We start from the raw sequence: 25,188 nt of genomic DNA, 5'->3' as shown, positions 1-25,188 counted from the left end.
GTCACGCGGTGAGCTCCTGGTGCAGCGCCTCCAGCAGACGCGCCGCCCGCTCGGCCACCTCCGCCGGCCCCAGCTCGACCGCCCGGGCACACCAGCGCTGCCCCTCGGTCAGCTCGCCGCGGCGGGCGGCGAGCAGCGCGAGACGCAGTGCCGCGCGGCCGTGCCCGTCGTTGGCGGCACGGCTCCACCACAGGGCCGCCTCGCGCTCACTGCCCTCACGCGCGAGCAGCAGCCCGAGGTTGAAGGCACCGTTGCGGCTGCCCGACTCGGCGGCCTCGCGGTACCAGCGCGCGGCACTAGCCATGTCACCGCGCGCGGCCGCGAGCATCCCGGCCCTGACCTGGGCACGGCGGTGGCCCTGCTCGGCCGCCCTCTCGTACCACTCCTCGCACTCGGTCTTCTCCGGCATCTGCTCCCCGAGCCCGGGAGGCCCCGGTGCCGGCTGGCGCAGGTCGAGGACGCCGGCCAGCCGGAAGGCGGCCTCGGCGCTCCCACCGCCCGCGGCGCAGCGCAGATGGCGCTCCGCCTGCCGCTCGTCGCCGTCACGCAGCAGGGCCATGCCCACCTGGAGCGCGGCATCGGTGTGCCCGGCCGCCGCCGCCCGCTGGTACCAGCCGAGCGCCGTGCGGTCCTCGTCCCGTCCGGCGTGCAGGATGCCGAGGTTGAACGCGGCGTCCACGCTGCCGGCCTCCGCAGCCTTGGAGAACCAGGGCTCGGCCCCGGTCGCGTCCCCGGCCTGGAGCAGCAGCACGGCCAGCGCGTTCGCGGCCTCCCGGTGCCCGGCATAGGCGGCCCGGCGGTACCACTGCTCGGCCTGCGGGATCCGGTCCTGGGCGGCGCAGAGCAGCCCGAGGTTGTACGCGCCGTTGACGTCCCCGGCGTCCATGGCGGCGCGGTACCAGCGCTCCGCGGTCTGCTGCTCGCCCCTGGCCGCGTGCAGGGCGCCCAGGGCATTGGCGGCGTTTCCGTCGCCGCCCTGAGCAGCCCGCAGCCACCACACGGCCGCGCTCTCCTCGTCGCCCGCGTCACGCAGCAGGAAACCGAGGGCACAGGCCGCACGGGGCTCGCCGTCCTTGGCGGCGGTGAGGTACCAGCGGCCGGCCTCCTTCAGCTCGCCGCGCTGCTCGAGGATGGAGCCGAGGTGCAGGGCGGCACGACGGTGGCCACGCGCCGCGGCCTGGCGGTACCACTGCTCGGCCTCGCCGACGCGTCCCGAGTCGGGGCCCGCGACGGGGCTGTCCGGCTTCACCGGCGCACCTGCGTCCAGCCCCCTGCGGCCGTCGCCCACGACACGGCCCAGGCCGAAGGCGTCGTGGGCGTCGCCGACGGCGTTGCGCTCGATCGTCCGCGCCAGGCGGTACGCGGCCTCCCTGTGCCCCTGCTCCGCGGCGGCGCGCAGCCAGCGCTCGGCCCCGGCGTCACCGCGGTGCTCGAGCAGGTCGGCCAGCGCGTACGCGCCCAGTGCGTGGCCCTGTTCGGCGGACTGGCACAGCCAGTACTCGGCGGCGGGCTCGTCCCCGCGCTCCCGGAAGTGGCGTCCGAGGGCGTGCGCCGCGGCGGCGGAGCCGGCGACGGCGGCGATGCGCCACCACCCTGCCGCCTCGTCGGCGTATCCCCTCTGGTGCAGGAGCACGCCGAGGTTGTTGGCCGCGGCCCGGTCGCCCTCGGCGGTAGCCGCACGCAGGTGGACCTCGGCGCCGTCCAGGTCACCACGGCGCAGCAGGAGAGCGCCCAGGACGCTCATCGACGCCGTGTCGCCGGCCTCTGCGGCGCGCCGGTGCCGGGCCTCGGTCTCGTCGGCGTGATCCGTGCCGTCCCCGGTGTCCGCGCTCCCGGTGGTGTCCGCGCCCCCGGCCGCCTCGGCGCTCTCGACGGCATCGGCCGTGCCGGTGGTGTCCACGGTGAAGGCGGCGTCCTCGCGGACGCCGTCGGCGATGTCAGCGGTCCCGGCCAGGGCAGCGGCGAATGCCGCATCTGCGGTGCTTTCCCTCGTCCGGCCGCGTCGCTGCACAAACCGCCCTGTCTCCAACAGAGTTGCCCTGTCCCCCATAAATACCATCGTCGCACCACCTGCTACCCGCGTACACCTGGTATACCGCGGCCAGTGAAGTCACTTCGGCGTTTTGTCGACATGCCCACAGAGAGACAAGTGAAACACGACTGGCTCCAACTCGTGCCCCGTGAACCGCACTTCACTCCGACAACTTGAGAAAAGGCCCATGACATGGCGAAGGCCCGGATCCCAAAGGATCCGGGCCTGCGCCTTTCAGTAGCGGGGACAGGATTTGAACCTGCGACCTCTGGGTTATGAGCCCAGCGAGCTACCGAGCTGCTCCACCCCGCGTCGTTGTGTTCAAACCGTACCACGACGCGGGGTGAACATTTCTCAACTGCCCTGGTCGTCGCCCTCCGGCTTCTTGGCGCCTTCGTTCGAAGCAGCGCCGCCTGCCCCGTCGGGCTGAGCCGCCGCCGCCCGCTCGAGAGCCTCCTGGAGGTCCGCCTGGGCCTTGCCGTAGGCCTCCCAGTCCTGCTCCTTGAGAGCCGTCTCGCCGGCCGTGTACGCCTTCTGGGCGTCCGCGATGGCCTTCTTCAGAGCCGCGTCCCCGGTGGCCGGGGGCTCCGTGGTGTCACCCGGTGGCTCGTCCGGCTCGGTCGGCGGTGTCGTCGTATCGGAGCCCTCGACCCCGAACACCGCGTTCAGCGCTTCGCCGAGACTGTTCTCGAACACGATCTTCGACCCGTACGAAGCGGCGACCTTGCGCAGCAGCGGATAGTTCTGCGTACCACCGCGCGTGTACACCGGTTCGATGTAGAGGAAGCCTCCGTCGAGCGGCACCGTCAGCAGGTTGCCGTACTCGATGTCCGAGTCGGTGCCCTTCAGGTTTCTCACGAACTCGGCGACGTCGTCGTTGCCGTTGAGCTCACTCTGTACCTGGCCTGGTCCCTTGACCGTGCTGGTGACTCTCAGGAGTCTGATCGTGCCGTAGTCCTTGCTGGCCGCGTCCGCGTCCACCGCCATGAACGCCCCCAGGTTGGGACGCCCCTTGGGGGTGAAGGTCGTGGTCAGGGAGAACTTCTGCGCGTCCTGGTCCGGCATCTTCATGCTCAGGTAGTACGGCGGGACGGACCCGGGTTCCTTGTTGGTCGGGTCGTCCGGCACCTGCCACGCGTCACTGCCGCTGTAGAACTGCGCGGGGTTCTCGACGTGGTACCGCGTCAGCAGCTCACGCTGGACCTTGAACAGGTCCTGCGGGTAGCGCAGGTGGTCCATGAGCTCCTGCGGGATGTCCGCCCGGGGTTCCACCGTGCCGGGGAACGCCTTGCGCCACGTCTTGAGCACCGGGTCCTCGGTGTCCCACTCGTAGAGCTTGACCTTGCCGTCGTACGCGTCGACGGTGGCCTTCACCGAATTCCGGATGTAGTTGACCTGGTTCTGCTGGGCGACGACCGCGCGCTGGTTGGTGGTCAGCGAGTCGGCCGTGGTGTCACCGAGCGTCGTACGCGAGGCGTACGGATAACCGTTGGTCGTGGTGTACGCGTCGACGATCCACTGGATCCGGCCGTCGACGACCGCCGGGTAGGCGTCGCCGTCGATCGTCAGCCAGGGTGCGACCGCCTCGACGCGCTCCTTGGGGGTTCGGTTGTAGAGGATCCGCGAACCGTCGCCGATGGCTCCCGAGTACAGGATCTGCGGCTCGCTGAACGACACGGCGTAGGCCGCCCGGTTGAAGGCGCTGGAGAGACTGATCCCGCTGTCGCCCTCGTAACTGGTGGTCTTCTCGCCGTCCTCCTCGTAGTCGAGCTCCTTCTGGGGCCCGCCGACGATGGAGTACTGCTCGGTCTTCTCGCCGTAGTAGATCCGCTGCTCGTACTTGCCCAGCTCGCCCGTGGTGGGCAGGCCCGACTCCGTGAAGTCGGGGGACCCCGCCGGGTTGGTGCCCGTCGTGGTGCCCCGCGCCGCGATGACGCCGTAGCCGTGGGTGTACGTGAAGTGGTCGTTGATCCAGTTCCTCTTGGGGAGGCCCTGGAGGTTCAGCTCGCGCAGGCCGACGACGGTGTCCTGCTCCTTGCCGTCCTCGCCCTTGTAGCGGTCGACGTCCAGGGTCTTGGGGAACTGGTAGTAGTTCCTCTTCTGCTGGAGCTGCTGGAAGGCGGGCGAGACGACGTTCGGGTCCATGACGCGGTAACTGGCGGCGGCGTCAGCGTTCGCCCTCAGCTTGGTGCTGTCATCGGTCGTGCTGGTGCCCGTGTAGTCGTCGACCTTCGCGTCGTCGATGTCGTAGGCGTCGCGCGTCGCGTCGATGTTCTTCTGGATGAACGGCGCTTCCTTGGCCTGCTCGTTCGGCTGGACCTGGAACTTCTGCACGATCGCCGGGTAGAGCCCGCCGATCAGGATCGCCGAGAGCACCATCAGGCCGAAGCCGATCACGGGCAGCTGCCAGGTGCGGCGCCAGAGCGTCGCGAAGAACAGCACGGCGCAGATGACCGCGATGCAGAAGAGGATCGTCTTCGCCGGCAGGTACGCGTTGGCGTCGACATACCGCAGACCGGTCCAGTTGTCCGTGGCCTTGAAGTCGCTGGACTTCACAGCCAGGCCGTACCGGTCGAGCCAGTACGCCACGGCCTTCAGCGCGACGAAGACGCCGAGCAGAACGGAGAGATGACCCGTCGCGGCACCCGTGGCACGCGCGCCGGGGCTGGTGATCCGCAGCCCGCCGTAGAGGTAGTGGGTCAGCGCCGCCGCGATCAGGGACAGCACCACCGCGGCGAAGCCGAATCCGAGCAGGAAGCGGTACCACGGCAGGTCGAAGGCGTAGAAGGCGACGTCCAGCTTGAACTGGGGGTCCTTCTGCCCGAAGGGCACGCCGTTGACGTACATCAGCCAGGTGCGCCACTGACCGGACGCGGAGGCGCCGGCGATCAGACCGACGAGAGCGGTGACCGCGAGCAGCACCCACTTCTTGTACGGGGCGACGCTCATCCTGTAGCGGTCCAGGCTCTGCTGCTCCAGCGACATCGCGCTCAGCGGCGGCCGGAGCCGGTGCGCGAGCCAGATGTTCACACCGATGGCGACGGCCATCAGCAGTCCGAAGACGAGGAACAGCCCGATCTTGGTCCACAGAGTGGTGGTGAAAACAGACGAATACGCGACCGACCTGTACCAGAGCCAGTCCGTCCAGAACCCGGCGAACATGACGAAGGCCATGGCGAGAACCGCCAGGACACCCAATGTCATGAGCAGGGTACGGACGCGCCGGGACGGGCGGCCGACTCTGATCCGTGGCCCGGTCGGGCCTCCGCCGCGGTCCGGCATCTGGAAAGCCAACGTGCGCACCTCGAAGTTCGCGGTCGTGTGAAGCAGGCCCAGCGATCGTAGAGCCCACCTATGCAACTTACTGAGGCTTTACCTAGTTCCCGTTCCCGGGGCAGAAGGAGGCAGGATGTTGGGTATGCCCAACGTTTCCCCCTCAGGCCCTCCGATGGCCGCGAGCCCCCTCACCGTCGCCGTCCTCGAAATCGACGCCTACGCCGCAGGTCTCGGCTGGGACCAGCCGGCCCGGCTGTTCGCCCTCGTCGACACCGCCCGGCTGCGCGCCCACGAGCCCGGCCTCGCCGCCCAGCTCGGTCTCGACGACACCGCTTCCACGACCGCCACCCTCACCCCCGTCGAGCAGGAGGAGCTGCCCGACGGCACCGCGCTGGACGAGTTCCTCGCCACGATCGCCTGGCCGGACGCCGTGGTCGGCTGCGCCATGACCGTCGAACGGCTGATGCTGCCGCCCTCGGCGGAGGCGTCCGTGCCGGAGGGGCTGTCCGACGCCCAGCTGACCAAGTGGGTCGCCGAGCACCCCGACCGGCAGGAGGTGCGGATGACCGTGGCGGTTCTGCGGGACGGCGCACGGGACTCCGCCGTGCGCCTGCGGGAGAAGGACTCCCCCACCGAGGTCCTGACCGGCGCGGGCCTGGTTCCGGGGCTCGCCGAGGCACTCGCGGCCACCTTCGAGTCCTGACGCCTCCGGCGGGGGCCGGCCTCAGAGGCTGTCGGCCTCCGCCCGGTCCCGGGCCGGCCGGCTGCCTCTCAGCCCTTCGAGCAGCTCGGCAGGCCGGTCGTGTCCCCCGCCCGGATCTTCTCCAGGGACTTCTTGGCGTCGTCGAGGGTCTTCACCCTCACCAGGGTGAGGCCGTCCGGGGTGTCGGAGGCCGCTGAGGAGCAGTTGTCGTCCGGGGTCAGGAAGTACCGGGCGCCCGCGTCGCGCGCGCCGACCAGCTTCATGTTGATCCCGCCGATGGGGCCGACCTTGCCGTCGTCGTCGATGGTGCCGGTGCCGGCGATGAACTTGCCGCCCGTCAGCTTGTCGGGGGTCAGCTTGTCGATGATGCCGAGCGAGAACATCAGTCCGGCGCTCGGTCCGCCGACGTCGGCCAGCTTGATGTCGATCTCGAACGGGAACGTGTGGTCCGTCCCCGCCTGGATTCCCACGATCGCCCGGTCCTCCGAGGGGTTCGAGGGGTCCTCGGGTGCCTTCCGCGTGGTCAGGGTGACGTCGCGGGAGCCCTCGGGCTCCTTGCCCGCCTTCTCCGCCGCGGCGGCGGTCCTGGCCGGGATCACCGTGAAGACGACGTCCTCGCCGGGCTTGTGCTTCGTGACGAGCTTCGCGACGTCCTCCGGCTGTTCGACCGCCTTGCCGTCGACCGCCCTGATCACGTCGCCCGCGTGCAGCACTCCCTCGGCGGCGCTGTCCTTGACGACCGTGGAGACCACCACGCGGGAGGTGACGGGGATCTTCAGCTCCTCCAGGGCGGCGACCTTCGCGCTCTCCTGGGACTGGCTGAACTCCTCGGCGTTCTCCTGCGTCGACTCCTCCTCGGTCTTCCCGTCCGGGTAGAGGGTGTCGTGGGGCACGACGACACTGTCGTGCGCCAGCCAGCCGTAGACGGCCTCGACGATGTTCATGTCGTAGTCCGCACCGGTGACGCGCACCGTCGTCATGTTGAGGTTCCCGGACGTGGGATACGTCTTGCGCCCGCTGATGTGCAGCACCGGCTCGCCACGCGCGTCGCCGAGCGTGTTCACGGTCGGACCGGGGGACATCTCCGAGTACGGCACACGAATCAGCACGCCTGCGCAGAGCAGCGCGATGAGGATGAGGGTGGAGGCGAGCATCGTCGCGGTGCGGCGTGGCATGGAACGACAGTACGGGAACGGCCTGTCAGTGCACCGTCGGGGCCGGTCCGTACGAGGCGGACGGCGGGGGATCCGGAAGGGCCGGGGGCATCGCGGATTCGCTCGCTGCGCGGACTGCGCCTACGGGGAGCGGGTGCGGTGCGGAATTGGCAACTGCGTACAGCTGCGGAGCCTCAGGCGGCCTCGGAACCGGAGTGCGATTTCTCCATCGCCTCACGGAACCTGGCGTAGCCGGCGAGTTCGGTGACGTCGCCGGTCGTTCGATTGCGGGCTGCCCACCCTCCCCATATCGCCGCGCCAAGAGCAGCTATAAGCGGAATCAAGAGCCAAGCGAGTGCTGCCATCACGACCTCCCTACCCCATGAGCGACCGCAACCGACGATCAGAAGATTAACCACCTGCAGGAGCAACGCTCATGGCAGGGGTGCGGTTACGCAAATCGGGGCTGATGCCCCCTGGGGCGGTTTGCGCTCAGCAGGCGCCGACCCACTCCTCCGTGCCGTCGGAGAAACGCTGGTGCTTCCAGATCGGGACCTCGTGCTTGAGGTCGTCGATCAGCTTGCGGCAGGCCTCGAAGGCCTCACCCCGATGGGCGCAGGACACGGCGACGACCACCGCCAGATCGCCCACACCCAGTTCACCCACCCGGTGGACGGCGGCCAGAGCCCGTACCGGGAACTCCGCCACCACCTTCTCGGCCACTCTGCGGAGCTCGTCGCCGGCGGTCGGATGGCAGGAGTATCCGAGGGAGCCGACGTCCTGCCCGTCGTCGTGATTGCGCACCGTGCCGACGAAGAGCGCCATGCCTCCCGCGGCGTCGTCCCCCACCGCGCGGAAGATCTCGTCGACGGACAGCGGTGTGTCACGGATGTCCAGGAGCCGGATGGGGTCCTGAGCAGCCTGCTCGCCGGGGTGGTCGTGGGTGCGTGCCATGGGGCCATCGTGCCGCACGGCGGGCACATCCCGGAATAGCGTTTTCGACCGGTGGCCTGCCGGTCCGCTTGGAGCCTCCTACCAGGCGGGGGAATCGGGACTTCCGCCCGGGCGGGCCGACCGGGCCGACGGCCGCCTAGAAACGCCGTCGGGCCTTGCGCGCCCGCCGGACCAGTGCCGCCGTGCCGAGCAGCGCGACGGTCGCTCCCGCGGCACCGGCTGCGGTGGCGTCCTTGCGGCCGAGCCGCCGTCCCGCGACGGTGTGGCGCCCCTCGACCTCTTCCAGGAGCGCCGCCAGGACCTCCTCGTTGGTCCACCTCGGGCGCCATCCCGCGTCGTGGAGCCGGCTCACACTGACCACCCAGGGGTGCATGGTGTAGGCGAGATCCCCCGCGGGTGACGGGGTGAGACCGATCCGGTGGAGGCGGGCGGCCGCGCCGAGGGCGACGGCGGACGGCAGCTCCATCCGGCGCACACCGGAGAGCTCCTCCACCTCTTCCTGTTCGAGCCAGCCGTCGCAGCCGACCGCGAACTCTCCCTCGATCTTTTCGAGAGCCGCGTACTCCAGTGCGCTGACCAGGTCGTCGACGTGGCAGAACTGCCAGGCCGGGCGTGAGCCGGCGACGACGAGGAGCCTGGGGGACTCGAAGTACCTGGTGAGCGCCGTGTCCGTACCGCCGACCAGGACCGTGGGCCGTACGACCGTGACGTTGAGGCCGGGGTGGGCACGGGGTGCTCGGCGGCCGAGCCGCTCGATCTCCAGCATGTCTCCGACACCGGTGGCCTCGGCCGTGGCCCGCAGTTCCGCGTCCTCGGAGAGGGGGATGTCGTTGTCGGGCAGAGCGCCGTAGACCATCGCCGAGGTGCACAGCACCACCCGGTGGACGCCCACGGCCGCCGCCGCCGTCAGCACGGTCTGCGTACCGCGGACGTTGTACGCGGTGCGGGCCGCGGGGTCGGTCTCCAGGTCGAGGTCGAGCGCCATGTGCACGACGACGTCAGCGCCGCGCAGCTTCTCGGCGATGGCTGGGTCCCGTACGTCCAGGATGTGCCACGTGGCCTCGGAGACGTCCCCCCGGCGCTCGTCGATGGCGATGACCTGCTTGATCTCGTCCGATGCGGCGAGACGGGCGGTGAGCAGCTCACCGACGCCGGTCGCGGCACCGGTGACCGCGACGACGGGGCCGCGGTTCCGGGAAAGATTTTTCGTGGGCTTGCTCTCGGTCGTGGGGTCGGTCAGGTTTCGCGCTGCGCGAACCTGCGGATCTGGGGAACTCACCGGGCGTCTCCAGCGGTTGTCTTCAGTACGTACCCGAATGACGCGTACGTACCAGGTGGCGTCCATCCTGCCGCAGGCCGGGAGCCGGCGGAGCACTGAGGGCCCAAGCGGTCTTCGGTGTCTACGCTGGATGGTGATGTCGGGCAGTCGCCGTCGGTTCGAGCCGGCGGCCCTACGAGCCGAGGAAACCCGTGAGTGACACCCCATTCGGATTCGGCCTTCCGCCGGAGGAGCCGGAAGACGGCGACGAAGGCAAGAAGAAGGACCCCACCGGTGCTGGGCAGGGCTCGGGCGGGCCGGCGAACCCGTTCGGCTTCCCGCCCGGGGCGGGCGGCGACAACCCGTTCGCCGCGATGTTCGGCTCGATGAACCCGAACGACCTGGGTGCGGCCTTCCAGCAGCTCGGCCAGATGCTGAGTTACGAGGGCGGCCCGGTCAACTGGGACATGGCCAAGCAGATCGCACGCCAGACGGTGTCGCAGGGCACCACCGACGGCAGCAAGGACGCGAGTGTCGGACCCGCGGAGCGGGCCTCCGTCGATGAGGCTCTGCGTCTCGCCGACCTCTGGCTCGACGGTGTGACCTCGCTGCCCTCGGGTTCCGTCTCCACGGTGGCGTGGAGCCGCGCCGAGTGGGTCGAGGCCTCGCTTCCCGCCTGGCAGCAGCTGGTGGACCCGGTGGCCGAGCGCGTCGGCCTGGCCATGGGCGATGTCCTGCCGGAGGAGATGCAGGCCATGGCCGGCCCGCTGATCGGCATGATGCGGTCCATGGGCGGCGCCATGTTCGGCCAGCAGATCGGGCAGGCCGTCGGCGTGCTCGCCGGCGAGGTCGTCGGTTCGACCGACATCGGCCTCCCGCTGGCACCGGCCGGCAAGGCGGCGCTGCTTCCGCTGAACGTCGAGCGGTTCGGCAAGGACCTGAGCGTGCCCCAGGACGAGGTGCGGCTGTATCTGGCGCTGCGCGAGGCGGCCCACCAGCGGCTCTTCGCCCACGTTCCGTGGCTGCGCTCGCATCTGTTCGGCGCGGTCGAGGCCTATGCGCGCGGCATCAAGGTCGACACCAGCAAGCTGGAGGACGTCGTCGGCCAGTTCGACCCGTCCCAGCCCGAGCAACTGCAGGACGCTCTTCAGCAGGGCATGTTCCAGCCCGAGGACACCCCGGAACAGAAGGCGTCGCTGGCTCGTCTGGAGACCGCTCTCGCCCTCGTCGAGGGCTGGGTGGACGCGGTGGTGCACGAGGCCGCGAAGTCACGGCTGACCTCGGCGGACGCGCTGCGCGAGACGATGCGCAGGCGCCGGGCCTCCGGCGGTCCCGCCGAGCAGACCTTCGCCACGCTCATCGGACTCCAGCTGCGCCCGCGCCGGCTGCGGGACGCCTCGCGGCTGTGGGCCTCGCTCACGGACGCCCGGGGCGTCGACGGGCGCGACGGCCTCTGGGAGCACCCGGACATGCTGCCGACGGCCCAGGACCTGGACGACCCGGACGGCTTCGTCCACCACGAGCAACTGGACTTCTCCGAGCTCGACAAGATGCTCGGCGAAGCGGCGAATGGCCCGCAGAAGCCCGCCGCCGAGGAGCAGGTCCAGGACGAACCCGGCGACGACGACCCGAAGAGCGACGGCAAGGACGACTCCGGCCGGTGAGCCTGCACGACGACGCGGTTTCGGTACTCAAGGGTTACGAGGACGGCGATACGGAGCAGGCCGCGCTGCGCCGGACGTACCTGGACCATCTGGCCGGGCATCCCGACGGCATGTGGAAGGCGTGCGGAGCGGGGCACCTGACGGCCAGCGCGCTGGTCGTCGACCCGGAGCGCGGCAGGGTCCTGCTGACGCTGCACAGGAAGCTGCGGATGTGGCTGCAGATGGGCGGGCACTGCGAGCCCCAGGACACCACTCTGGAAGCGGCGGCCCTGCGCGAGGCCACTGAGGAGTCGGGAATCCCCGGGCTCACCCTGCTGCCCGGCGGGCCCGTGCGGCTGGACCGGCATCCCATCCCGGGGCCGTGCCACTGGCACCTCGACGTGCAGTACGCGGCGACGGCGTCGACCGGGGCGGTGGAGCGGATCAGCGAGGAGTCCCTGGATCTGCGCTGGTTCCCCTACGACGAGGTGGCGCGGGTGGCGGACGCCTCGGTCGAGCGGCTGCTGGCGAGCACCCGCACACGGCTGGAGCAGGGCCGCTAGACAACGGGTGAGGGGCGGCTTCCCGCGGGAAGCCGCCCCTCACCCGTTGCGCCCGGCCGTAGCGGTGCGGCTCAGTTCCAGGAGTTGTTCTGGTTCTGTCCGTGCGAGCCCTGCTGCCCCATACCGAACTGCGCCGCGGCCCCCTGGCCGATCTGGGCGTTCTGCGGCGGCAGCACCTCACTCGGCTGGACGAGGGCGAAACCCTGGCCCAGGAAGCTCAGCTCCCAGCCCTCCCCCGTGTTGCCACGGCGCCGGAAGACTCCCGAGGAGTGCGTCTGGGCCTGCATCTGCACCCGCAGCCCGCTCGACCAGGCGACGATCGCGTCGGCGTCGGCATTGACGTACTTTTCGGGAGTGACCTGCATCATCAGCGGCTGGCCTGAGGTCATCAGGGCGACCTTGCCGCTCCCGGAGATGTTGAGCTGGTACTTGCCGGTGCCGGAGATCCCGTACTGGCTGTCCACCGCGATGACCTCGGTGTGCAGCGAGGAGTCCAGCGCCAGGACGTAGGCGCTGTCGACCGTCATGCCCTCGTGGTCGACGTCGACCACATGGATGTACTGCGCGAGGTTGGCCAGGTAGACCGTGCCCTGACCGGAGCAGCGCATGAGGTCGAGGCCCTCACCCGTGTTCCTGCGGGCGCGGCGCTGGCCGTGCGACTGGTACTCACCGTCGAACTCCATGAGCCCCTGGTAGGCGACCATGGCGCCCTTACGGGCGAGGACGTCGTCGTGGCCGGTCAGCGCGACCCGCAGGAGCTGCGGGTTCTGGACCGTGTAGCGGTCCTGCGACTGCTGTTCCGTGTAGCTGAAAAGCGGACTCTGCATGATGTGTTCTCCCCCGCTCAGTTCCGGATCCGCAGGCGGTCGGTACTGTCCTCGCTCGGCTGGACGACGACGATGCCCTGACCGGAGAAGGCCATCTGGTACGCCTCTCCGCTGCCCCGCCCGATGAGCGAGCTCGCCTTGAAGCTGCGCTTGCCCTTCACCTTGAGGTTCGGGGACCACGCGACGAGGGCGTCGGGGTCGACGTACGTCTCGTCCTCGCCACGCCCGCAGTCGACGACGATCGGTGTGCCGCGCGAGGTGATGGCGACCCATCCCGTGCCCTGGATCCCGACGTTCCACAGGCCCTGGCCGGTGAACTTGGCGAGTCCCTTGACCCGCTCCACGCCCCAGGTGAGGTGACCGTCGAAGGCCAGGAGGTTGGTGCCGTTGACCGACAGCGAGTCGTTGTTGAGATTGATGACGACCACGTCGGCGCCGTAGTCGGCGAGGTAGAGCAGTCCGTCGCCGGCGCACTTCATCAGGGGTGCGCCCTCGCCGGTGATCCACTGGGACGCGATCTGGCGGACGGCCGGCGGGTTCGGTTCGTACTGGATGAAGCCCTCGTAGGCCACCATCGAGCCGGTGCGGGCGTAGAGGTCCTGGCCGGTGGCCATGGCGACCTTGAGCATCGTGCGGCCGTGGTTCTCCATGCGGGCCGTGACGGGGGTCGGGGCGAAGCCCGCGAGCTGCTGATTCATGACGGGCTCCCTCAGACCTCGTAGGGCTGGACGACGATGAAGTTGCCGGGTGCTCCCCGGAACTGGAGGTTCACGGTCTCCCCGCTGTGCCCCGGGTACGCGTTGCGGCGCAGCCGGACCTGGCTGGAGATGATCACCTGGGACGCCGACGACCAGGCCACGACGGCGTTGCAGTCGGCGAAGGTGGTCGGGGTGACCGGCAGGACGACCGGCACACCGTGGGTCTTGACGACGACGGTGCCGGTGCCCTGGAACTGCATGGTGAAGAGGGCGCCGCCGGGAATCCCGTGGCCCTCGATCCTGCGGACCTCGTACTGCAGGGACTCGTCGAAGGCGAGCACGCTCTCGGCGGAGACGCAGATGCCGTCGCCCTGCAGCTCGATGGGATGCAGATGCGATCCGTCCTCGGCGAGGAAGACCTGGCCACGGCCGCTGCAGCGCATCAGCTGCATCTCCTGGCCCGTCGCGTTACCGACCATGCGGCCAGCGAAGCCGGCTCCCTTGTAGCCGAAGTCGACCTTGCCCTGATACATCACCATGCTGCCCTGACGGGCCAGCACCGGTGTGCCGCCCATCGTGAGGTCGACGCGCATGAGCTGCTGGTTCTGCGAGGTCCAGCGCTGCCCGGTGGCCGTTTCCTTGTAGGGCTGCAGTGCGGCCTGGAGGCCCGCGCCACCTGCGGGAACACCCTGGGGTACGCCCTGCGGCATACCAGGCTGCATGCCGGGGGGCTGCTGGCCGAACGGACCCGGAGCCTGCTGGCCGAACTGCGGCGCGGCCGGCGGCTGCTGTCCGTACGGCGGGGCGACGGGCGGAGCACCCTGGCCCGGGACCTGTCCGAACTGCGGCTGCTGGGGCGGCTGCCCGTACGGCGCGGGAGGGTGCGGTGCCGGCGCCATAGGGGCCGCGATGGTCGGCGCGGCGTGCACCGGCTGCTGCGGTGCGGGAGCCGGTGCCGCCGGAGCGCCGAATGCCGGTGCGGGCTGCGGTGCCTGGGGTCCGGCCGGAGCACCGAAAGCAGGGGGTGCGGAGGCCTGGGCGGGCGGTGCGAACGCGGGGGCGGTGCCCTGGGGCGGCGCGGCGGGGGCCTCCTCGGCGACCTCCCCGCCGAAGTTCTTGAGCAGCGCGTCGAGTCCGCCGTCGAAGCCCTGGCCGACCGCGGCGAACCGCCAGACGTCCTTGAGATAGAAGTCGCCGAGCATGACCGCACGCTCGGTGGTGAACTCCGAGCCCGTGAAGGCGTACTTCACCACTTCCTCGCCGCCCGCGACGATCCGGATGTATCCGGGGCCGACCTGCGACATCTGCCCGGCACCGTCGAGAGTCGCAGTGAAGGACAGCTTGTGGATGTTCGCCGGAATGCGGTCGAGGGTGACGCGGAACGATTCGGTGTCACCGGCCTGGGCACCGAGAAGCTGAATGGACTCCTCCGGCGATTTCGGCTGATTGAAGAAGATGAAATACCGGTCGTCGGAGAGCTGCTCATTGGCGTCGAGACCGAAGCAGCTGATGTCGAACGTCAGGCCGGGGCCCGCGATCTGCACACCTACGTACAGATCCGTCCCTGACGTGAGATCACTGATCTTGGCCTTGTGGCCGCGCTGAAATTCCCTGGCCATGCGTAACGACCGTCCCCCATCCCGAAGGTGAATGCGTCGCGTCAGGCTAACCGCAAACCACGACATCGAGCCAAGCCGGTACAGACCCGGTACAGAATCGGCGACGTCACTCTTCGCGGGCGGCGGGCAGATGCGGGAGCCGGTCGGCCGCCACGACTCCTTCGAGATAGCCCCGCGCTCGCTCGGTCCGGGGGTAAGCCTCCAGGAGCCGCCAGAAACGCGGCCCGTGGCCCGGGACCAGCAGATGGGCCAGCTCGTGGAGGAGGACGTAGTCGAGGACGTACTCCGGCATCCCCTGCAGGCGGTGCGAGAGGCGGATGCTGCCCTCGGCCGGGGTGCAGGAGCCCCAACGGGTGTTCTGGTTGGTCACCCATCGGACGGAGGCCGGCCGCGCCCGGCCCTCCAGGTACTGGCCGGAGAGCCGCTCGGCCCGGTCGGCGAGCTCGCTGTCGCCGATGACGCGTCTGCTCTCCTGCGCGGCGAGCTTGTCGAGCATCACACCGACCCAGCGCTGCTCCTCGGCCTCCGACATCCGGGCCGGGATGAGCACGATGGTGCGGTCGCCCTCGCGGTACGCGGAGACCGTTCTGCTGCGCCGGGCGCTTCTGCGGACCTCGACCGCGCTCGTCACCGACGCGCGGGGCTGCTTGGTGGCTGCGCTGCGCTGCTGGCGTCCGGCGCTGCGCGCAGGGGTCTCCCCGGCGAGACCGGGAGAGGGGTCGGCGGGCACGACTCGACGTTACCCGCTGGCGGTGCGGGAAGTCCCGCCTCCTCGACGGTCCGACGTTGATCCACTTCTCGGCTTGCACCATTTGAACGACTAATACCCCAGCCTGTGGATAACTTTCCGCCCGTTTCGCCGCCATGTTGCATTCTGGCAACGGATCCCGACACCGACCTGGGAGAAGTCATGCATCCGATGCTGAAGCCCGCACTCCGCCGCGCCTGGCGTGGACGGAACACCGTTCAATTCGGCGTGACACCCGCACACGCGGTAACGCTGGGGCCGATGGATATCGCCACCGGAAGCTTTCTGGAACTCCTCGACGGAACACGCGGACTTCCTCTGCTCCGCGAAGAGGCCAGGGCTCTGGATCTGTCGGACCGTCACGTGGACATTCTCGTATCGCGCCTCACGGAGGCAGGTCTGCTGGACGATCCGGATGCGGGCGGACCCGAGGCCGACGCCTTACGCCGGCGGGCCGAGACCCTCGAGCGGCAACGCCCCGACGCCGCGGCGCTCTCCGTGGTCCATCCGACGCCCGGCGGCGGGCTGCGCACGCTCGCGGCCCGGCGTGCGATGCGGGTGCAGGTGCGCGGAGCGGGCAGGGTCGGCGCGGCGGTCGCCGCGGTGCTGTCCGGGTCAGGGGTGGGCCACGTCGAGGTGCTCGACGGGGGCCGCACCGAGCCCTGGGACGTGGCGCCCGGCGGCCTCCCGGTGTCGTCGGTCGGCGAACGCCGTGACACGGCGGCACGGCAGTTGGTGCGCAGGTCCGCGGTCGGTGGCCCTCCGCGGCAGGGCGGAGCGTCCGAGGCTCCGGCGCGGGGCGAACCCGCGCTGTCCCTGATCGTGGTGGCACCCAGGGACGGCCTCTCCGTGTACGCCCCCGATCCGAATACCGCCGCGCCGTGGATCGCCTCGGGTACGCCGCACCTCTACGCGGGAGTGATCGAAGCCACCGGAGTGGTCGGGCCATTGGTGCTGCCCGGAGGCACCGGCTGTGCGGGCTGTCTGGCGCTGCGCCGCGCGGAGGCGGATCCCCAGTGGCCACGGATGCTCGCGCAGTGGAGGTCCGGGCGGCGCTCATGCGTGCAGGCCTGCGATCTGGGTGTGGCGACCGCCGTGGCCGGCCTCGCCGCGGCCCACGCACTCTCCTTTCTCGACGGAGAGCTGCCTGCCAGCACGGGGGCGCGGTGGGAGGCCGCCATGCCGATGCTGGACTGGCGGTCGGAGCGACTGGAGCCCCACCCCGACTGCGACTGCGGTGCCGCCGGGCACACTGAGGTGGAGCTCACCTCCGCGGCCGGCGCCACGCAGGACACAATGGCCGGGTGACCGCCGCCGCCGGAGCGGAGCCGGATACGCACGCCGCACGGCAGTCTGGGAAATGGAGGGGCACATGTCTGATCTTCCCCGGAAGGCGGTCACCCGTACCGCGAAGCTGGCAGCCCTGCCGCTCGGCTTCGCCGGCCGTGCCACATGGGGTCTTGGCAAACGGATCGGCGGGAAGTCCGCCGAGATAGTGGCCCGCGAGGTCCAGCAGCGCACGGCGGACCAGCTCTTCAAGGTCCTCGGAGAGTTGAAGGGCGGTGCGATGAAGCTCGGACAGGCGCTGTCCGTCTTCGAATCAGCGCTGCCCGAAGATGTCGCGGGGCCCTACCGGGCGGCCCTGACCAAGCTGCAGGAGGCGGCGCCACCCATGCCGACCCGCACGGTCCACGGGGTCCTGGCGGAGCGGCTCGGCGAGGACTGGCGGGAGCTGTTCACCGAGTTCGAGGACCTGCCATCTGCCGCCGCGTCGATCGGGCAGGTCCACCGCGCCGTGTGGCACGACGGGCGGGACGTCGCCGTGAAGGTTCAGTACCCGGGCGCCGGTGAGGCGTTGCTGTCGGATCTCACCCAACTCAGCCGCTTCGCACGGCTGCTCGGTCCGCTCGTCCCCGGGATGGACATCAAGCCGCTCATCACGGAGCTCCGCGACCGGGTGTCCGAGGAGCTGGACTACGAGCTCGAGGCACGGGCCCAGCAGGAGCACGCGGCGGAGTTCGAGGACGATCCCGATGTGGTGATCCCGGGCGTGGTCCACCAGTCCGAACAGGTGCTGGTCACGGAGTGGATCGACGGAATTCCGCTGTCGGAGGTGATCGCTGACGGCACGACGGAGCAGCGGGACCGGGCGGGCCAGCTTCTGGCGCGCTTCCTCTTCTCGGGGCCGGCGCGCACCGGTCTGCTCCACGCGGATCCTCATCCGGGCAACTTCCGGCTGCTGCCCCCGACGGAGGCGACCGCCGGGGACGCGGACGGGCCCGGCGGGGACGCGGACCTGTGGCGCCTGGGAGTGCTGGACTTCGGCACGGTGGACCGGCTTCCGGGCGGTCTGCCGCAGACCATCGGCGATGCCCTGCGGATGACGCTGGACGGGGACGCCGACGCCGTCTACGCCATGCTGCGTGAGGCCGGCTTCGTGAAGGAGTCGATCGATCTCGAACCGGACGCCGTGCTCGACTACCTGATCCCCATCATCGAGCCGGCGCAGGCGGAAGAGTTCACCTTCACCCGCTCCTGGCTGCGCAGCCAGGCCGCCCGGATCGCCGATCCGCGTTCTCCGGCACACCAGTTGGGGAAGCAGCTGAACCTTCCGCCTTCGTACCTGCTGATACACCGGGTCACGCTGAGCACGATCGGGGTGCTCTGCCAGCTGGGGGCGACGGTCCGTCTCCGCGACGAACTGGAGTCCTGGCTGCCGGGGTTCCTCCTGGAGTACGAACCGGACGAGGACGGCGCCGAGGAGGAGGCGGTCGAGGTGTAGCGGGGTCACCACCAGGCTGAGTCGAGCCTGCTCTCGATGGCCCTGATGTGGGTACGCGCGCAATCCTCGCAGAAGTACTGGCGTCCGCCGTTCTCCACGGAACAGAGCCACGTCGGAGGCGGTGGGTCCGAGTCGGCGACGGTGCCGCAGCGGGCACACGCCACGTGACCGTCGGCCGGATCCGCGGGGTGATGGGTCTCCTCGTCCACGTCGCGACGATAACGCCGCCGCCCGGACGGCGCGCGCCGCAACGCACTGCGGGGCCGGCCTGTTCAGGCCGGCCCCGCTGATGGGGAGGGTGGCTGCCGCAGGGGCCGAGCGGTGGCCCGGCAGCCGTGGTGCGCCGTACTGCTGGTTCGGCTGTCAGTGCATGACGGCCATGGCGAGCGCGCGGCGGGCGCGCATCGAGGCACGCTCCGCACGGCGCTGCATCCGCCGGGCGGCCACCAGGCGCAGTGCCTGACGTCCCTCCTCGGCTTCCCTCAGGCGGTCGTGCATATGCGCACGAGCCAGGGCTTCTGGGATGAGTTGCATCTCGCGGGTCCTGTTCTGACGCGAGTCGTTCGCGCCGATGATGGTGACGTCCGGGGTGGCGGAGCCGACGGGCTCCCTCGTCGTGGTGGTCATTGGTGCCTGATTCCGGGGGTCATGGGTCTGGGGACGGTCGATGGTTCCGATGCGCTTCGTTCGTGTGGGGGACATGACCCCCAGGCCGGGAGTCACGCCGCGACCGGGTTCTTGCGCGGGCGGCCACGCGGCCGCTTGCGGGCGACGACGACGCCCTGGACGAAGAGCTCGCCACCCCAGACGCCCCACGGCTCGCGCCGCTCCTTGGCGCCGGCGAGGCAGGCCTCGACCAGCGGACAGGTCCGGCAGAGGGACTTGGCGTACTCGACGTCGGCCGGGGACTCGGCGAAGAAGACCTCCGGGTCGTAGGAACGACAGGGGACGGGTACGCCGAGGTTCTCGATGGCGTCGTCGAGCGCGGTGAGCGCGGTGAGGGGGATCAAGGTGGAGTCCTCCGTGAGGCCGGGCGGGGAGATCGTGTCGGAAGGCGGTACGGACGGGGCGTGCGTCTCGAGTTGCACGGTGGCGTTGTCCTCGTCTGGTCGTGCCGGCCTGTTGGCCGGTTGGCGGCTGGTACCAGGTCCTGCTGTCCCGAGGCTCCTTCGTCTCGTCTCATCCGTTCGGACAAAACAAAAGGGCCGCGGATCCCGAGTGGGGTTCCGCGGCCCTGAAGGCGCCGGCCTGATTGCTCTCAGGCTGGATCACTCCAGGGTTCAGGCCCACGGAAGGCCCACATCGTGTGGTGCTGCGTCGTCTGCTTCTTGGCTCCGGCACCGGCTGCGGCTGCCGCAAAGGCATAGGCCGAGGCCTGTCCCTTCGCTACTGCTGCTTCCGGTGCCTCGGTCGGTCGCTCATTGCGCTCCCGCACGGGCAGGCTCGCCAAGGACAGCGGGCTGACCACGGAGACGCCGGACACACCGGTGCCATGAAGCGAGAGCTCCGAAGAGCGGGTGAGGCCGAGCGAGCAGGTGGAGACGACCGACGGATCGGTCATTTTGATGGTGTTGATGATGCTGATCACGACAATCGCCTCCTCTCGGCGTCTCAAGGGACCGGCCGGGGCCGGTCCTGCGGTATTCGGATAAGTACAGCACGGAGTCAGGGCTTCAGAGAAGTCGCTGTTCCCGTGGTTAAGAACCTATGGTGATGACTGCTGTGGGCGCAAACTATTTTTTCGACGAGTTTTCCTCACACGTCGCCGTCACCCTCGCCGAGCTCCTGACCCACCGTCCGACCTGCACAGATGTCCAGCACGTCGGCCCCGAACCTGGTCAGCTTCCGGTTTCCGACACCGGCGATGACGACGAGCTCCCCCTCGCTGACCGGCGCGGCCTCGGCGATCGCCATCAGTGTCTTGTCGGTGAAGACGCAGTACGCGGGCTGGCTGATCTCCTTCGCCCGGTCCGCGCGCCACTCGCGAAGCCGCTCGTACAGTCCCTCGTCCATGTCCGAGGGACAGTCCTCGCAGCGCATCAGTTTCATCTCGCCGGCCTCGGTGAGTGTCTTGCCGCAGACCCGGCACCGGGCCGGGCCCCTCCGGCCGGCCCGGACCGGCCTCTCCGTGCCGGCGGCGCCCGTGCCCGCGCGGGAGCCGCGGTCGATGCCGCCTCCTCCCCCGGCGCCGCCCCGCGTGCCGAGCGCGGCCGAGCCGGGCCGCAGCCCGTTGAGGAAGCGGGTCGCCCGGCGGTTCCCCCTCCCGCCCGGCGACCGGGACAGTGCCCAGGACAACGAGAGGTGGAAGCGGGCCCGGGTGACACCGACGTACAGCAGGCGGCGTTCCTCCTCGACCTGTTCGTCCGTCTTGGCGTAGGCGATGGGCATCATGCCCTCGGTCAGCCCGACGAGGAACGCGGCATCCCACTCCAGTCCCTTCGCCGAGTGCAGCGACGCGAGGGTGACACCCTGGACCGTCGGCGCGTGCTGGGCGGCGGCCCGCTCGTCGAGCTCGGCCACGAGATCGGAGAGCGTCGCCCCCGGCTTGGCCTGTTCGAAGTCCTCGGCCAGGCGCACCAGGGCGGCGAGGGACTCCCAGCGGTCCCGCACCGCTCCTGAGCCGGCCGGCGGCTTGGAGGTCCATCCCTTGGTGGAGAGCACCGCCCGCACCTCTGAGGGCAGGTCGTCGGCGCCGTCGAGCAGCGCGTCGTTGCCTCCCGCGCGGGCGGCACCGCGCAGGGCGACGCCCGCCTCCCGCACCTCGGGCCGGTCGAAGAAGCGCTCGGCGCCGCGCAGCTGGTAGGGCACGCCCGCGTCCGCCAGTGCCTGCTCGTAGACCTCGGACTGGGAATTGACCCGGTACAGCACGGCGATCTCACCGGCCGGGACGCCGGCGGCGATCAGATCACGGATCCGGCGTGCGGTGCCCTCGGCCTCGGCGGGCTCGTCCGCGTACTCCGTGTAGACGGGTTCGGGGCCCTTGTCCCGCTGGGAGACCAGCTCCAGCCGGTGTTCGGCCGCCCGGCCCCGGGCCTGGCTCAGCAGGCCGTTGGCCAGGTGGACGACCTGGGGTGTGGAGCGGTAGTCGCGCACCAGCTTGACCACCGTCGCGTCCGGATGACGGGTGCGGAAATTCAGCAGGTGGTCAGGGGTGGCACCGGTGAAGGAGTAGATCGTCTGGCCGGCGTCGCCGACGACGCAGAGATCGTCCCGGTCGCCGAGCCAGAGATCGAGGAGCCGCTGCTGGAGCGGGCTGACGTCCTGGTACTCGTCGACGACGAAGTGCTGGTACTGGCGTCGCACATGCTCGGCGATGTCGTGGCGGTCCTGGAGGATGCCGACGGTGAGCAGCAGCACGTCCTCGAAGTCGATCACCGACCTGTCGCGCTTCAGCTGCTCGTACATCGCGTAGATCTGGGAGAGCTCGGCCGGGTCGCGCGGGACGTCGCGCTGGGTCTTGGCCACCGCCGCCGGGTAGTCGGCGGGGACGGTCTGGGTGACCTTGGCCCACTCGATCTCGCTGGTGGTGTCCCGCAGTTCGTTGCGGTCGAGCCGGACCCCGCAGCGGGCCGCGGCCTCGGCCACCAGCTGGACCTTGCGCTCCACCAGGCGTGGAAGATCGCCACCGACTGCTTTCGGCCAGAAGTACTGGAGCTGGCGCAGGGCCGCGGAGTGGAACGTACGGGCCTGGACACCCGTGGCTCCGAGCTGACGGAGCCGGCCCCGCATCTCCCCGGCGGCCCGGTTGGTGAAGGTGACGGCGAGCACGGTGGTCGGCTGGAGAATCCCGGCACGCACCCCGTACGCGATGCGGTGCGTGATCGCCCGCGTCTTGCCCGTCCCGGCTCCGGCGAGCACGCACACGGGTCCGCCGAGGGCCAGCGCGACCTCGCGCTGCTCGGGGTCGAGCCCGTCCAGCACGGCGTCCGCGGAGTCAGGGACCTGTGGGAAGAGGGTGGAATGCGTTGCTGCTGTCACCCTGCCATGCTGCCAGGTCGTGAGGGACCGCCGCGGCGGTTGTCCACAGGGGGTGCCGTTCGTCATACCGGCCGGGGACCGCACGGGAATGGTGGTCAGGTCCCGTGCGTTCCCTCCATGCGGGAACGTGCGCGTGCGGACGGTCCCGCATTCAGACGGACAAGACGAAGGAGCGCCGACGACATGCCGGGCACTGTGACGATGTACAGCACCACGTGGTGCGGCTACTGCCGCCGGCTCAAGGGGCAGATGGACCGCGAAGGCATCGCGTACACCGAGGTCAACATCGAGCAGGACCCGGACTCGGCAGCCTTCGTCGAGAAGGCGAATGGCGGAAACCAGACGGTTCCGACGGTTCTGGTGGTTCCCGCGGAGGGAGGCTCCGAGGTCGTCATGACGAACCCGAGCCTCGCGCAGGTGAAGCAGGCGCTCGGCGTCTGAACGGCGTGACGCACGCACAACCCCTGATCGGCCTGGAGCTGATCGGGGGTTTCGTGTACTCGGTCCGAGCGGCCCCGGGCGGAACCCCCGGGGCCGTCGTCGTGTCCGCCCGGGCCGTCAGCCGATGCCGCCTGGCCGCGGGAGCGGCTTGCCGTACCAGAGTTCGATCAGACGCGCCGCGATCGAGACGCCGAAGGGGGGCAGCACCTCACCCGAGTCGAAGGCGGCGGTCAGCTCCTCGCGGGAGAACCAGCGGGCCTCCTCGATCTCCTCGCCGTCCACGTCGATCTCGAAGGAGGTGGCACGCGCCATGAAGCCGAGCATCAGGCTGGAGGGGAACGGCCAGGGCTGGCTGGCGATGTACTCGACCTCGCCGATGACGACCCCGGCCTCCTCGAAAACCTCGCGGGCCACGGACTGCTCGATCGACTCCCCCGGCTCGACGAAGCCGGCGAGGGTGGAGAAGCGGCCCTCGGGCCAGTGCACCTGGCGTCCCAGCAGGGCACGGTCCTGGTCGTCCGTGACCAGCATGATCACGGCGGGGTCGGTACGCGGGTAGTGCTCCGCCCCGCAGGCCTGGCAGCGGCGGATGTGCCCGGCCGCCGCGATGACGGTGCGCTCGCCGCAGCGTGAGCAGAAGCGGTGCAGCCGCTGCCAGTTCTCCAGAGCCACCGCGTGCACCATCAGTCCGGCGTCACGCGGGCCGAGGAGCATTCCGGCCTCGCGGAGACCGGCGGGCCGTGCGGACTGGTCCATGCGGCCCGGAAGGGAGTCCTTCTGGAGCGCGAAGTAGCGTACGCCGTCCTCGTCGGTGCCCAGGAAGTAGCGGTGGGTCTCGGTGACGGGCGCCTCGAAGGCGGGTGTCATGACGAGCTCGGTGCCGCCGTCAGGGGTGTCGTCGATGAGCGCCTGGCCCCCGGAGACTACGAAGACTCTGGTCGTCGGGTGGCTCCAGGCCGCGGCGAGCCAGGCCTCGTCGAGCCGGTGGTGCGCCGCGCGGTCGATGCCACTGGGCGCGGTGAGACCGATCGGGCGGTCTGCCGTGGCGTTGTCGAAGGTGCTCACAGGTGCTTCCTACTCCCCCGGGGGTGGATCGGGCGTTCAGAGATTCAGCGGAGTGCGTCGGCCAGCTCGCCCCACAGATGGGCGGTGGTCTCCGCGCCTTTGAGGAGGAGATCGAGTTCGACCTTCTCGTCGGGGCCGTGCCAGCCGTCGGACGGTACGGAGATGCCCAGGAAGAGGACGGGTGCGCCGAGCACGTCCTGAAGGTCGGCGGCGGGGCCCGAGCCTCCCTCGCGGGTGAAGAGGATCTTCGTCCCGAAGGCCCGCCCCATGGCGCGGGCCACCGCCTGGAGGGCGGGGTGGTCCAGAGGCGTCAGACAGGGGCGGGTGGCGGGGGCGAAGGTGATCCGGTGGCGGATACCGGCCGGGATCAGGGCCTCGGCCCAGGTGCGGACCGCTTCCTGGATCCGCTCCGGGTCCTGGCCCGCGACCAGCCGGAAGCTCAGCTTCGCCAGGGCGGACGAGGGGATGACGGTCTTGCTGCCCGCCCCCTGGTAACCGCCGCCGATGCCGTTGACCTCGGCGGTGGGGCGGGCCCAGACGCGCTCCAGGGTGGAATAGCCGGCCTCACCCGCGGCGGCGTGGGAGGCGGCCGTGCGCAGCCATACGTCCTCGTCGAAGGGCAGCTCGGCGAAGAGGGCGCGTTCGGTCTCGGTGAGCTCGGCGACGCCGTCGTAGAAGCCGGGGACCGCGACCCTGCCCTCCGTGTCGTGGAGAGCTGCGACGAGGCGGGCGAGTGCGGTCGCGGGGTTGGGCACCGCACCGCCGAAGGACCCGGAGTGGATGTCCTGGTCCGGGCCGTACAGCTCGATCTCGCACTCCGCCAGGCCGCGCATGCCGGTGCAGACGGTGGGGGTGTTCTCGTCCCACATGCCGGTGTCGGAGACGATCACGGCGTCGGCCGCGAGACGGGCGGACCGCTCCTCGGCCAGCGCGCGGAAGTGCGGCGAGCCCGACTCCTCCTCGCCCTCGACCAGGAGCTTGAGGTGAACGGCGGGGGTCGTGCGGCCGGTCGCGGCGAGGTGGGCGCGGACACCCAGTGTGTGGAAGAACACCTGGCCCTTGTCGTCGGCCGCGCCGCGTCCGTACATCCTGCCGTCGCGGATCACCGGGTCGAACGGGTCGCTGCTCCAGCCGTCCTCGCGGGCAGCGGGCTGCACGTCGTGGTGGCCGTAGACGAGGACGACGGGTGCGTCCGGGTCCTCCGAGGGCCACTCGGCGAAGACCGCCGGAGCGCCGGGGGTCTCCCAGATCTCGGTGACCGGGAACCCGGTCTCCGCGAGCTTGGCGGACAGCCACTCGGCGCTGCGCCGTACGTCCCCGTCGTGCTCCGGCTGGGCGGACACGGACGGGATGCGCAGCCACTCGGCGAGGTCGTCGAGGAAGGCCGCGCGGTGCTGCTCGGTGTACGTACGGACGGCGCTGTCCGGGGTGTCGCTCATACTTATGA

23 protein-coding genes and 1 tRNA gene are annotated in these 25,188 nt (G+C 70.3%); 6 read left to right on the top strand and 18 right to left on the bottom strand.

Annotation, left to right across the window (positions count from 1 at the left end; genetic code table 11):
• Position 1: 1 nt before the first annotated feature.
• The 3 genes from OG379_RS25720 to OG379_RS25710 form a co-directional block, all read right to left on the bottom strand.
• Positions 2 to 2,059 carry a sel1 repeat family protein gene (locus OG379_RS25720; RefSeq protein WP_405665372.1) on the bottom strand — a complete coding sequence of 686 codons (2,058 nt, stop codon included), beginning with the start codon at positions 2,057 to 2,059 and terminating at the stop codon, positions 2 to 4.
• Between the two features lie 211 nt (positions 2,060 to 2,270).
• Positions 2,271 to 2,344, bottom strand: a tRNA-Met gene (locus OG379_RS25715).
• Positions 2,345 to 2,386: 42 nt separating this feature from the next.
• Positions 2,387 to 5,314, bottom strand: a complete 2,928-nt coding sequence (locus OG379_RS25710) for a UPF0182 family protein (protein WP_405668645.1) — start codon at positions 5,312 to 5,314, stop codon at positions 2,387 to 2,389.
• A 127-nt stretch (positions 5,315 to 5,441) separates the two neighbouring features.
• Here OG379_RS25710 and OG379_RS25705 point away from each other — a divergent pair, with 127 nt between their 5' ends.
• Positions 5,442 to 6,011, top strand: coding sequence for a PPA1309 family protein (locus OG379_RS25705; protein WP_401618741.1), 570 nt, complete (start codon positions 5,442 to 5,444; stop codon positions 6,009 to 6,011).
• Positions 6,012 to 6,079: 68 nt separating this feature from the next.
• On the opposite strand, the gene OG379_RS25700 is transcribed toward OG379_RS25705, so the two are convergent.
• From OG379_RS25700 to OG379_RS25685, 4 genes are all read right to left on the bottom strand, one after another.
• On the bottom strand, positions 6,080 to 7,186 hold the full coding sequence (locus OG379_RS25700; RefSeq protein ID WP_405665371.1) for a PDZ domain-containing protein: 1,107 nt from the start codon (positions 7,184 to 7,186) through the stop codon (positions 6,080 to 6,082).
• Positions 7,187 to 7,359: 173 nt separating this feature from the next.
• Positions 7,360 to 7,530, bottom strand: a complete 171-nt coding sequence (locus OG379_RS25695; protein ID WP_393763394.1) for a hypothetical protein — start codon at positions 7,528 to 7,530, stop codon at positions 7,360 to 7,362.
• Positions 7,531 to 7,657: 127 nt separating this feature from the next.
• Entirely contained in the window at positions 7,658 to 8,119 is a 462-nt protein-coding gene (locus OG379_RS25690) for a molybdenum cofactor biosynthesis protein MoaE (RefSeq protein WP_104788926.1), read from the bottom strand.
• 136 nt (positions 8,120 to 8,255) lie between these two features.
• Complete coding sequence (locus tag OG379_RS25685; RefSeq protein WP_405665370.1) at positions 8,256 to 9,398, bottom strand: SDR family oxidoreductase; 1,143 nt, start codon at positions 9,396 to 9,398, stop codon at positions 8,256 to 8,258.
• 191 nt (positions 9,399 to 9,589) lie between these two features.
• Between OG379_RS25685 and OG379_RS25680 the strand changes: the two genes are divergently transcribed.
• A complete protein-coding gene (locus OG379_RS25680; RefSeq protein ID WP_393763389.1) occupies positions 9,590 to 11,041 on the top strand; it encodes a zinc-dependent metalloprotease in 1,452 nt (483 codons plus the stop codon).
• Complete coding sequence (locus OG379_RS25675; protein ID WP_405665368.1) at positions 11,038 to 11,583, top strand: NUDIX hydrolase; 546 nt, start codon at positions 11,038 to 11,040, stop codon at positions 11,581 to 11,583. The genes OG379_RS25680 and OG379_RS25675 overlap by 4 nt, the downstream gene beginning before the upstream one ends.
• A 71-nt stretch (positions 11,584 to 11,654) precedes the next feature.
• Here OG379_RS25675 and OG379_RS25670 read toward each other — a convergent pair whose 3' ends face one another.
• The 4 genes from OG379_RS25670 to OG379_RS25655 form a co-directional block, all read right to left on the bottom strand.
• Positions 11,655 to 12,410, bottom strand: coding sequence for an AIM24 family protein (locus OG379_RS25670; RefSeq protein ID WP_405665367.1), 756 nt, complete (start codon positions 12,408 to 12,410; stop codon positions 11,655 to 11,657).
• A gap of 17 nt (positions 12,411 to 12,427) precedes the next feature.
• Positions 12,428 to 13,108 (bottom strand): AIM24 family protein, encoded by a 681-nt coding sequence (locus OG379_RS25665; RefSeq protein ID WP_393763383.1) that lies wholly within the window; start codon positions 13,106 to 13,108, stop codon positions 12,428 to 12,430.
• A gap of 11 nt (positions 13,109 to 13,119) precedes the next feature.
• Positions 13,120 to 14,727 (bottom strand): TerD family protein, encoded by a 1,608-nt coding sequence (locus OG379_RS25660; protein WP_405665366.1) that lies wholly within the window; start codon positions 14,725 to 14,727, stop codon positions 13,120 to 13,122.
• A 106-nt stretch (positions 14,728 to 14,833) separates the two neighbouring features.
• Positions 14,834 to 15,457, bottom strand: a complete 624-nt coding sequence (locus OG379_RS25655; RefSeq protein WP_393763379.1) for a M48 family metallopeptidase — start codon at positions 15,455 to 15,457, stop codon at positions 14,834 to 14,836.
• A 180-nt stretch (positions 15,458 to 15,637) separates the two neighbouring features.
• On the opposite strand from OG379_RS25655, the gene OG379_RS25650 reads away from it, so the two are divergent.
• Positions 15,638 to 16,783: a TOMM precursor leader peptide-binding protein gene (locus OG379_RS25650; RefSeq protein ID WP_405665365.1), complete on the top strand. Its 1,146-nt coding sequence runs from the start codon at positions 15,638 to 15,640 to the stop codon at positions 16,781 to 16,783.
• 64 nt (positions 16,784 to 16,847) lie between these two features.
• Positions 16,848 to 18,257, top strand: coding sequence for an ABC1 kinase family protein (locus tag OG379_RS25645; RefSeq protein WP_405665364.1), 1,410 nt, complete (start codon positions 16,848 to 16,850; stop codon positions 18,255 to 18,257).
• A 5-nt stretch (positions 18,258 to 18,262) separates the two neighbouring features.
• Here the strand turns inward: OG379_RS25645 and OG379_RS25640 are convergent, their stop codons facing one another.
• The 5 genes from OG379_RS25640 to OG379_RS25620 form a co-directional block, all read right to left on the bottom strand.
• Positions 18,263 to 18,466: a hypothetical protein gene (locus OG379_RS25640; protein ID WP_393763373.1), complete on the bottom strand. Its 204-nt coding sequence runs from the start codon at positions 18,464 to 18,466 to the stop codon at positions 18,263 to 18,265.
• Positions 18,467 to 18,620: 154 nt separating this feature from the next.
• Positions 18,621 to 18,980, bottom strand: coding sequence for a hypothetical protein (locus OG379_RS25635; protein WP_405665363.1), 360 nt, complete (start codon positions 18,978 to 18,980; stop codon positions 18,621 to 18,623).
• A complete protein-coding gene (locus OG379_RS25630; protein WP_033298139.1) occupies positions 18,977 to 19,345 on the bottom strand; it encodes a WhiB family transcriptional regulator in 369 nt (122 codons plus the stop codon). Before OG379_RS25630 ends, OG379_RS25635 begins: the two co-directional genes overlap by 4 nt.
• A 170-nt stretch (positions 19,346 to 19,515) precedes the next feature.
• Positions 19,516 to 19,845 (bottom strand): hypothetical protein, encoded by a 330-nt coding sequence (locus OG379_RS25625; protein ID WP_393763369.1) that lies wholly within the window; start codon positions 19,843 to 19,845, stop codon positions 19,516 to 19,518.
• A gap of 167 nt (positions 19,846 to 20,012) precedes the next feature.
• Complete coding sequence (locus tag OG379_RS25620) at positions 20,013 to 22,235, bottom strand: ATP-dependent DNA helicase UvrD2 (RefSeq protein WP_405665362.1); 2,223 nt, start codon at positions 22,233 to 22,235, stop codon at positions 20,013 to 20,015.
• A gap of 183 nt (positions 22,236 to 22,418) precedes the next feature.
• Here OG379_RS25620 and OG379_RS25615 point away from each other — a divergent pair, with 183 nt between their 5' ends.
• Entirely contained in the window at positions 22,419 to 22,676 is a 258-nt protein-coding gene (locus OG379_RS25615) for a mycoredoxin (protein ID WP_405665361.1), read from the top strand.
• Positions 22,677 to 22,793: 117 nt separating this feature from the next.
• On the opposite strand, the gene nudC is transcribed toward OG379_RS25615, so the two are convergent.
• Complete coding sequence (nudC, locus tag OG379_RS25610) at positions 22,794 to 23,741, bottom strand: NAD(+) diphosphatase (protein ID WP_393763364.1); 948 nt, start codon at positions 23,739 to 23,741, stop codon at positions 22,794 to 22,796.
• A gap of 44 nt (positions 23,742 to 23,785) precedes the next feature.
• Positions 23,786 to 25,180 (bottom strand): dipeptidase, encoded by a 1,395-nt coding sequence (locus OG379_RS25605; RefSeq protein ID WP_405665360.1) that lies wholly within the window; start codon positions 25,178 to 25,180, stop codon positions 23,786 to 23,788.
• Positions 25,181 to 25,188: the final 8 nt, after the last annotated feature.

This window comes from Streptomyces sp. NBC_01166, from assembly GCF_045039765.1.
GTDB lineage: Bacteria > Actinomycetota > Actinomycetes > Streptomycetales > Streptomycetaceae > Streptomyces.
This window is presented reverse-complemented; position numbering and strand designations above follow the sequence as displayed.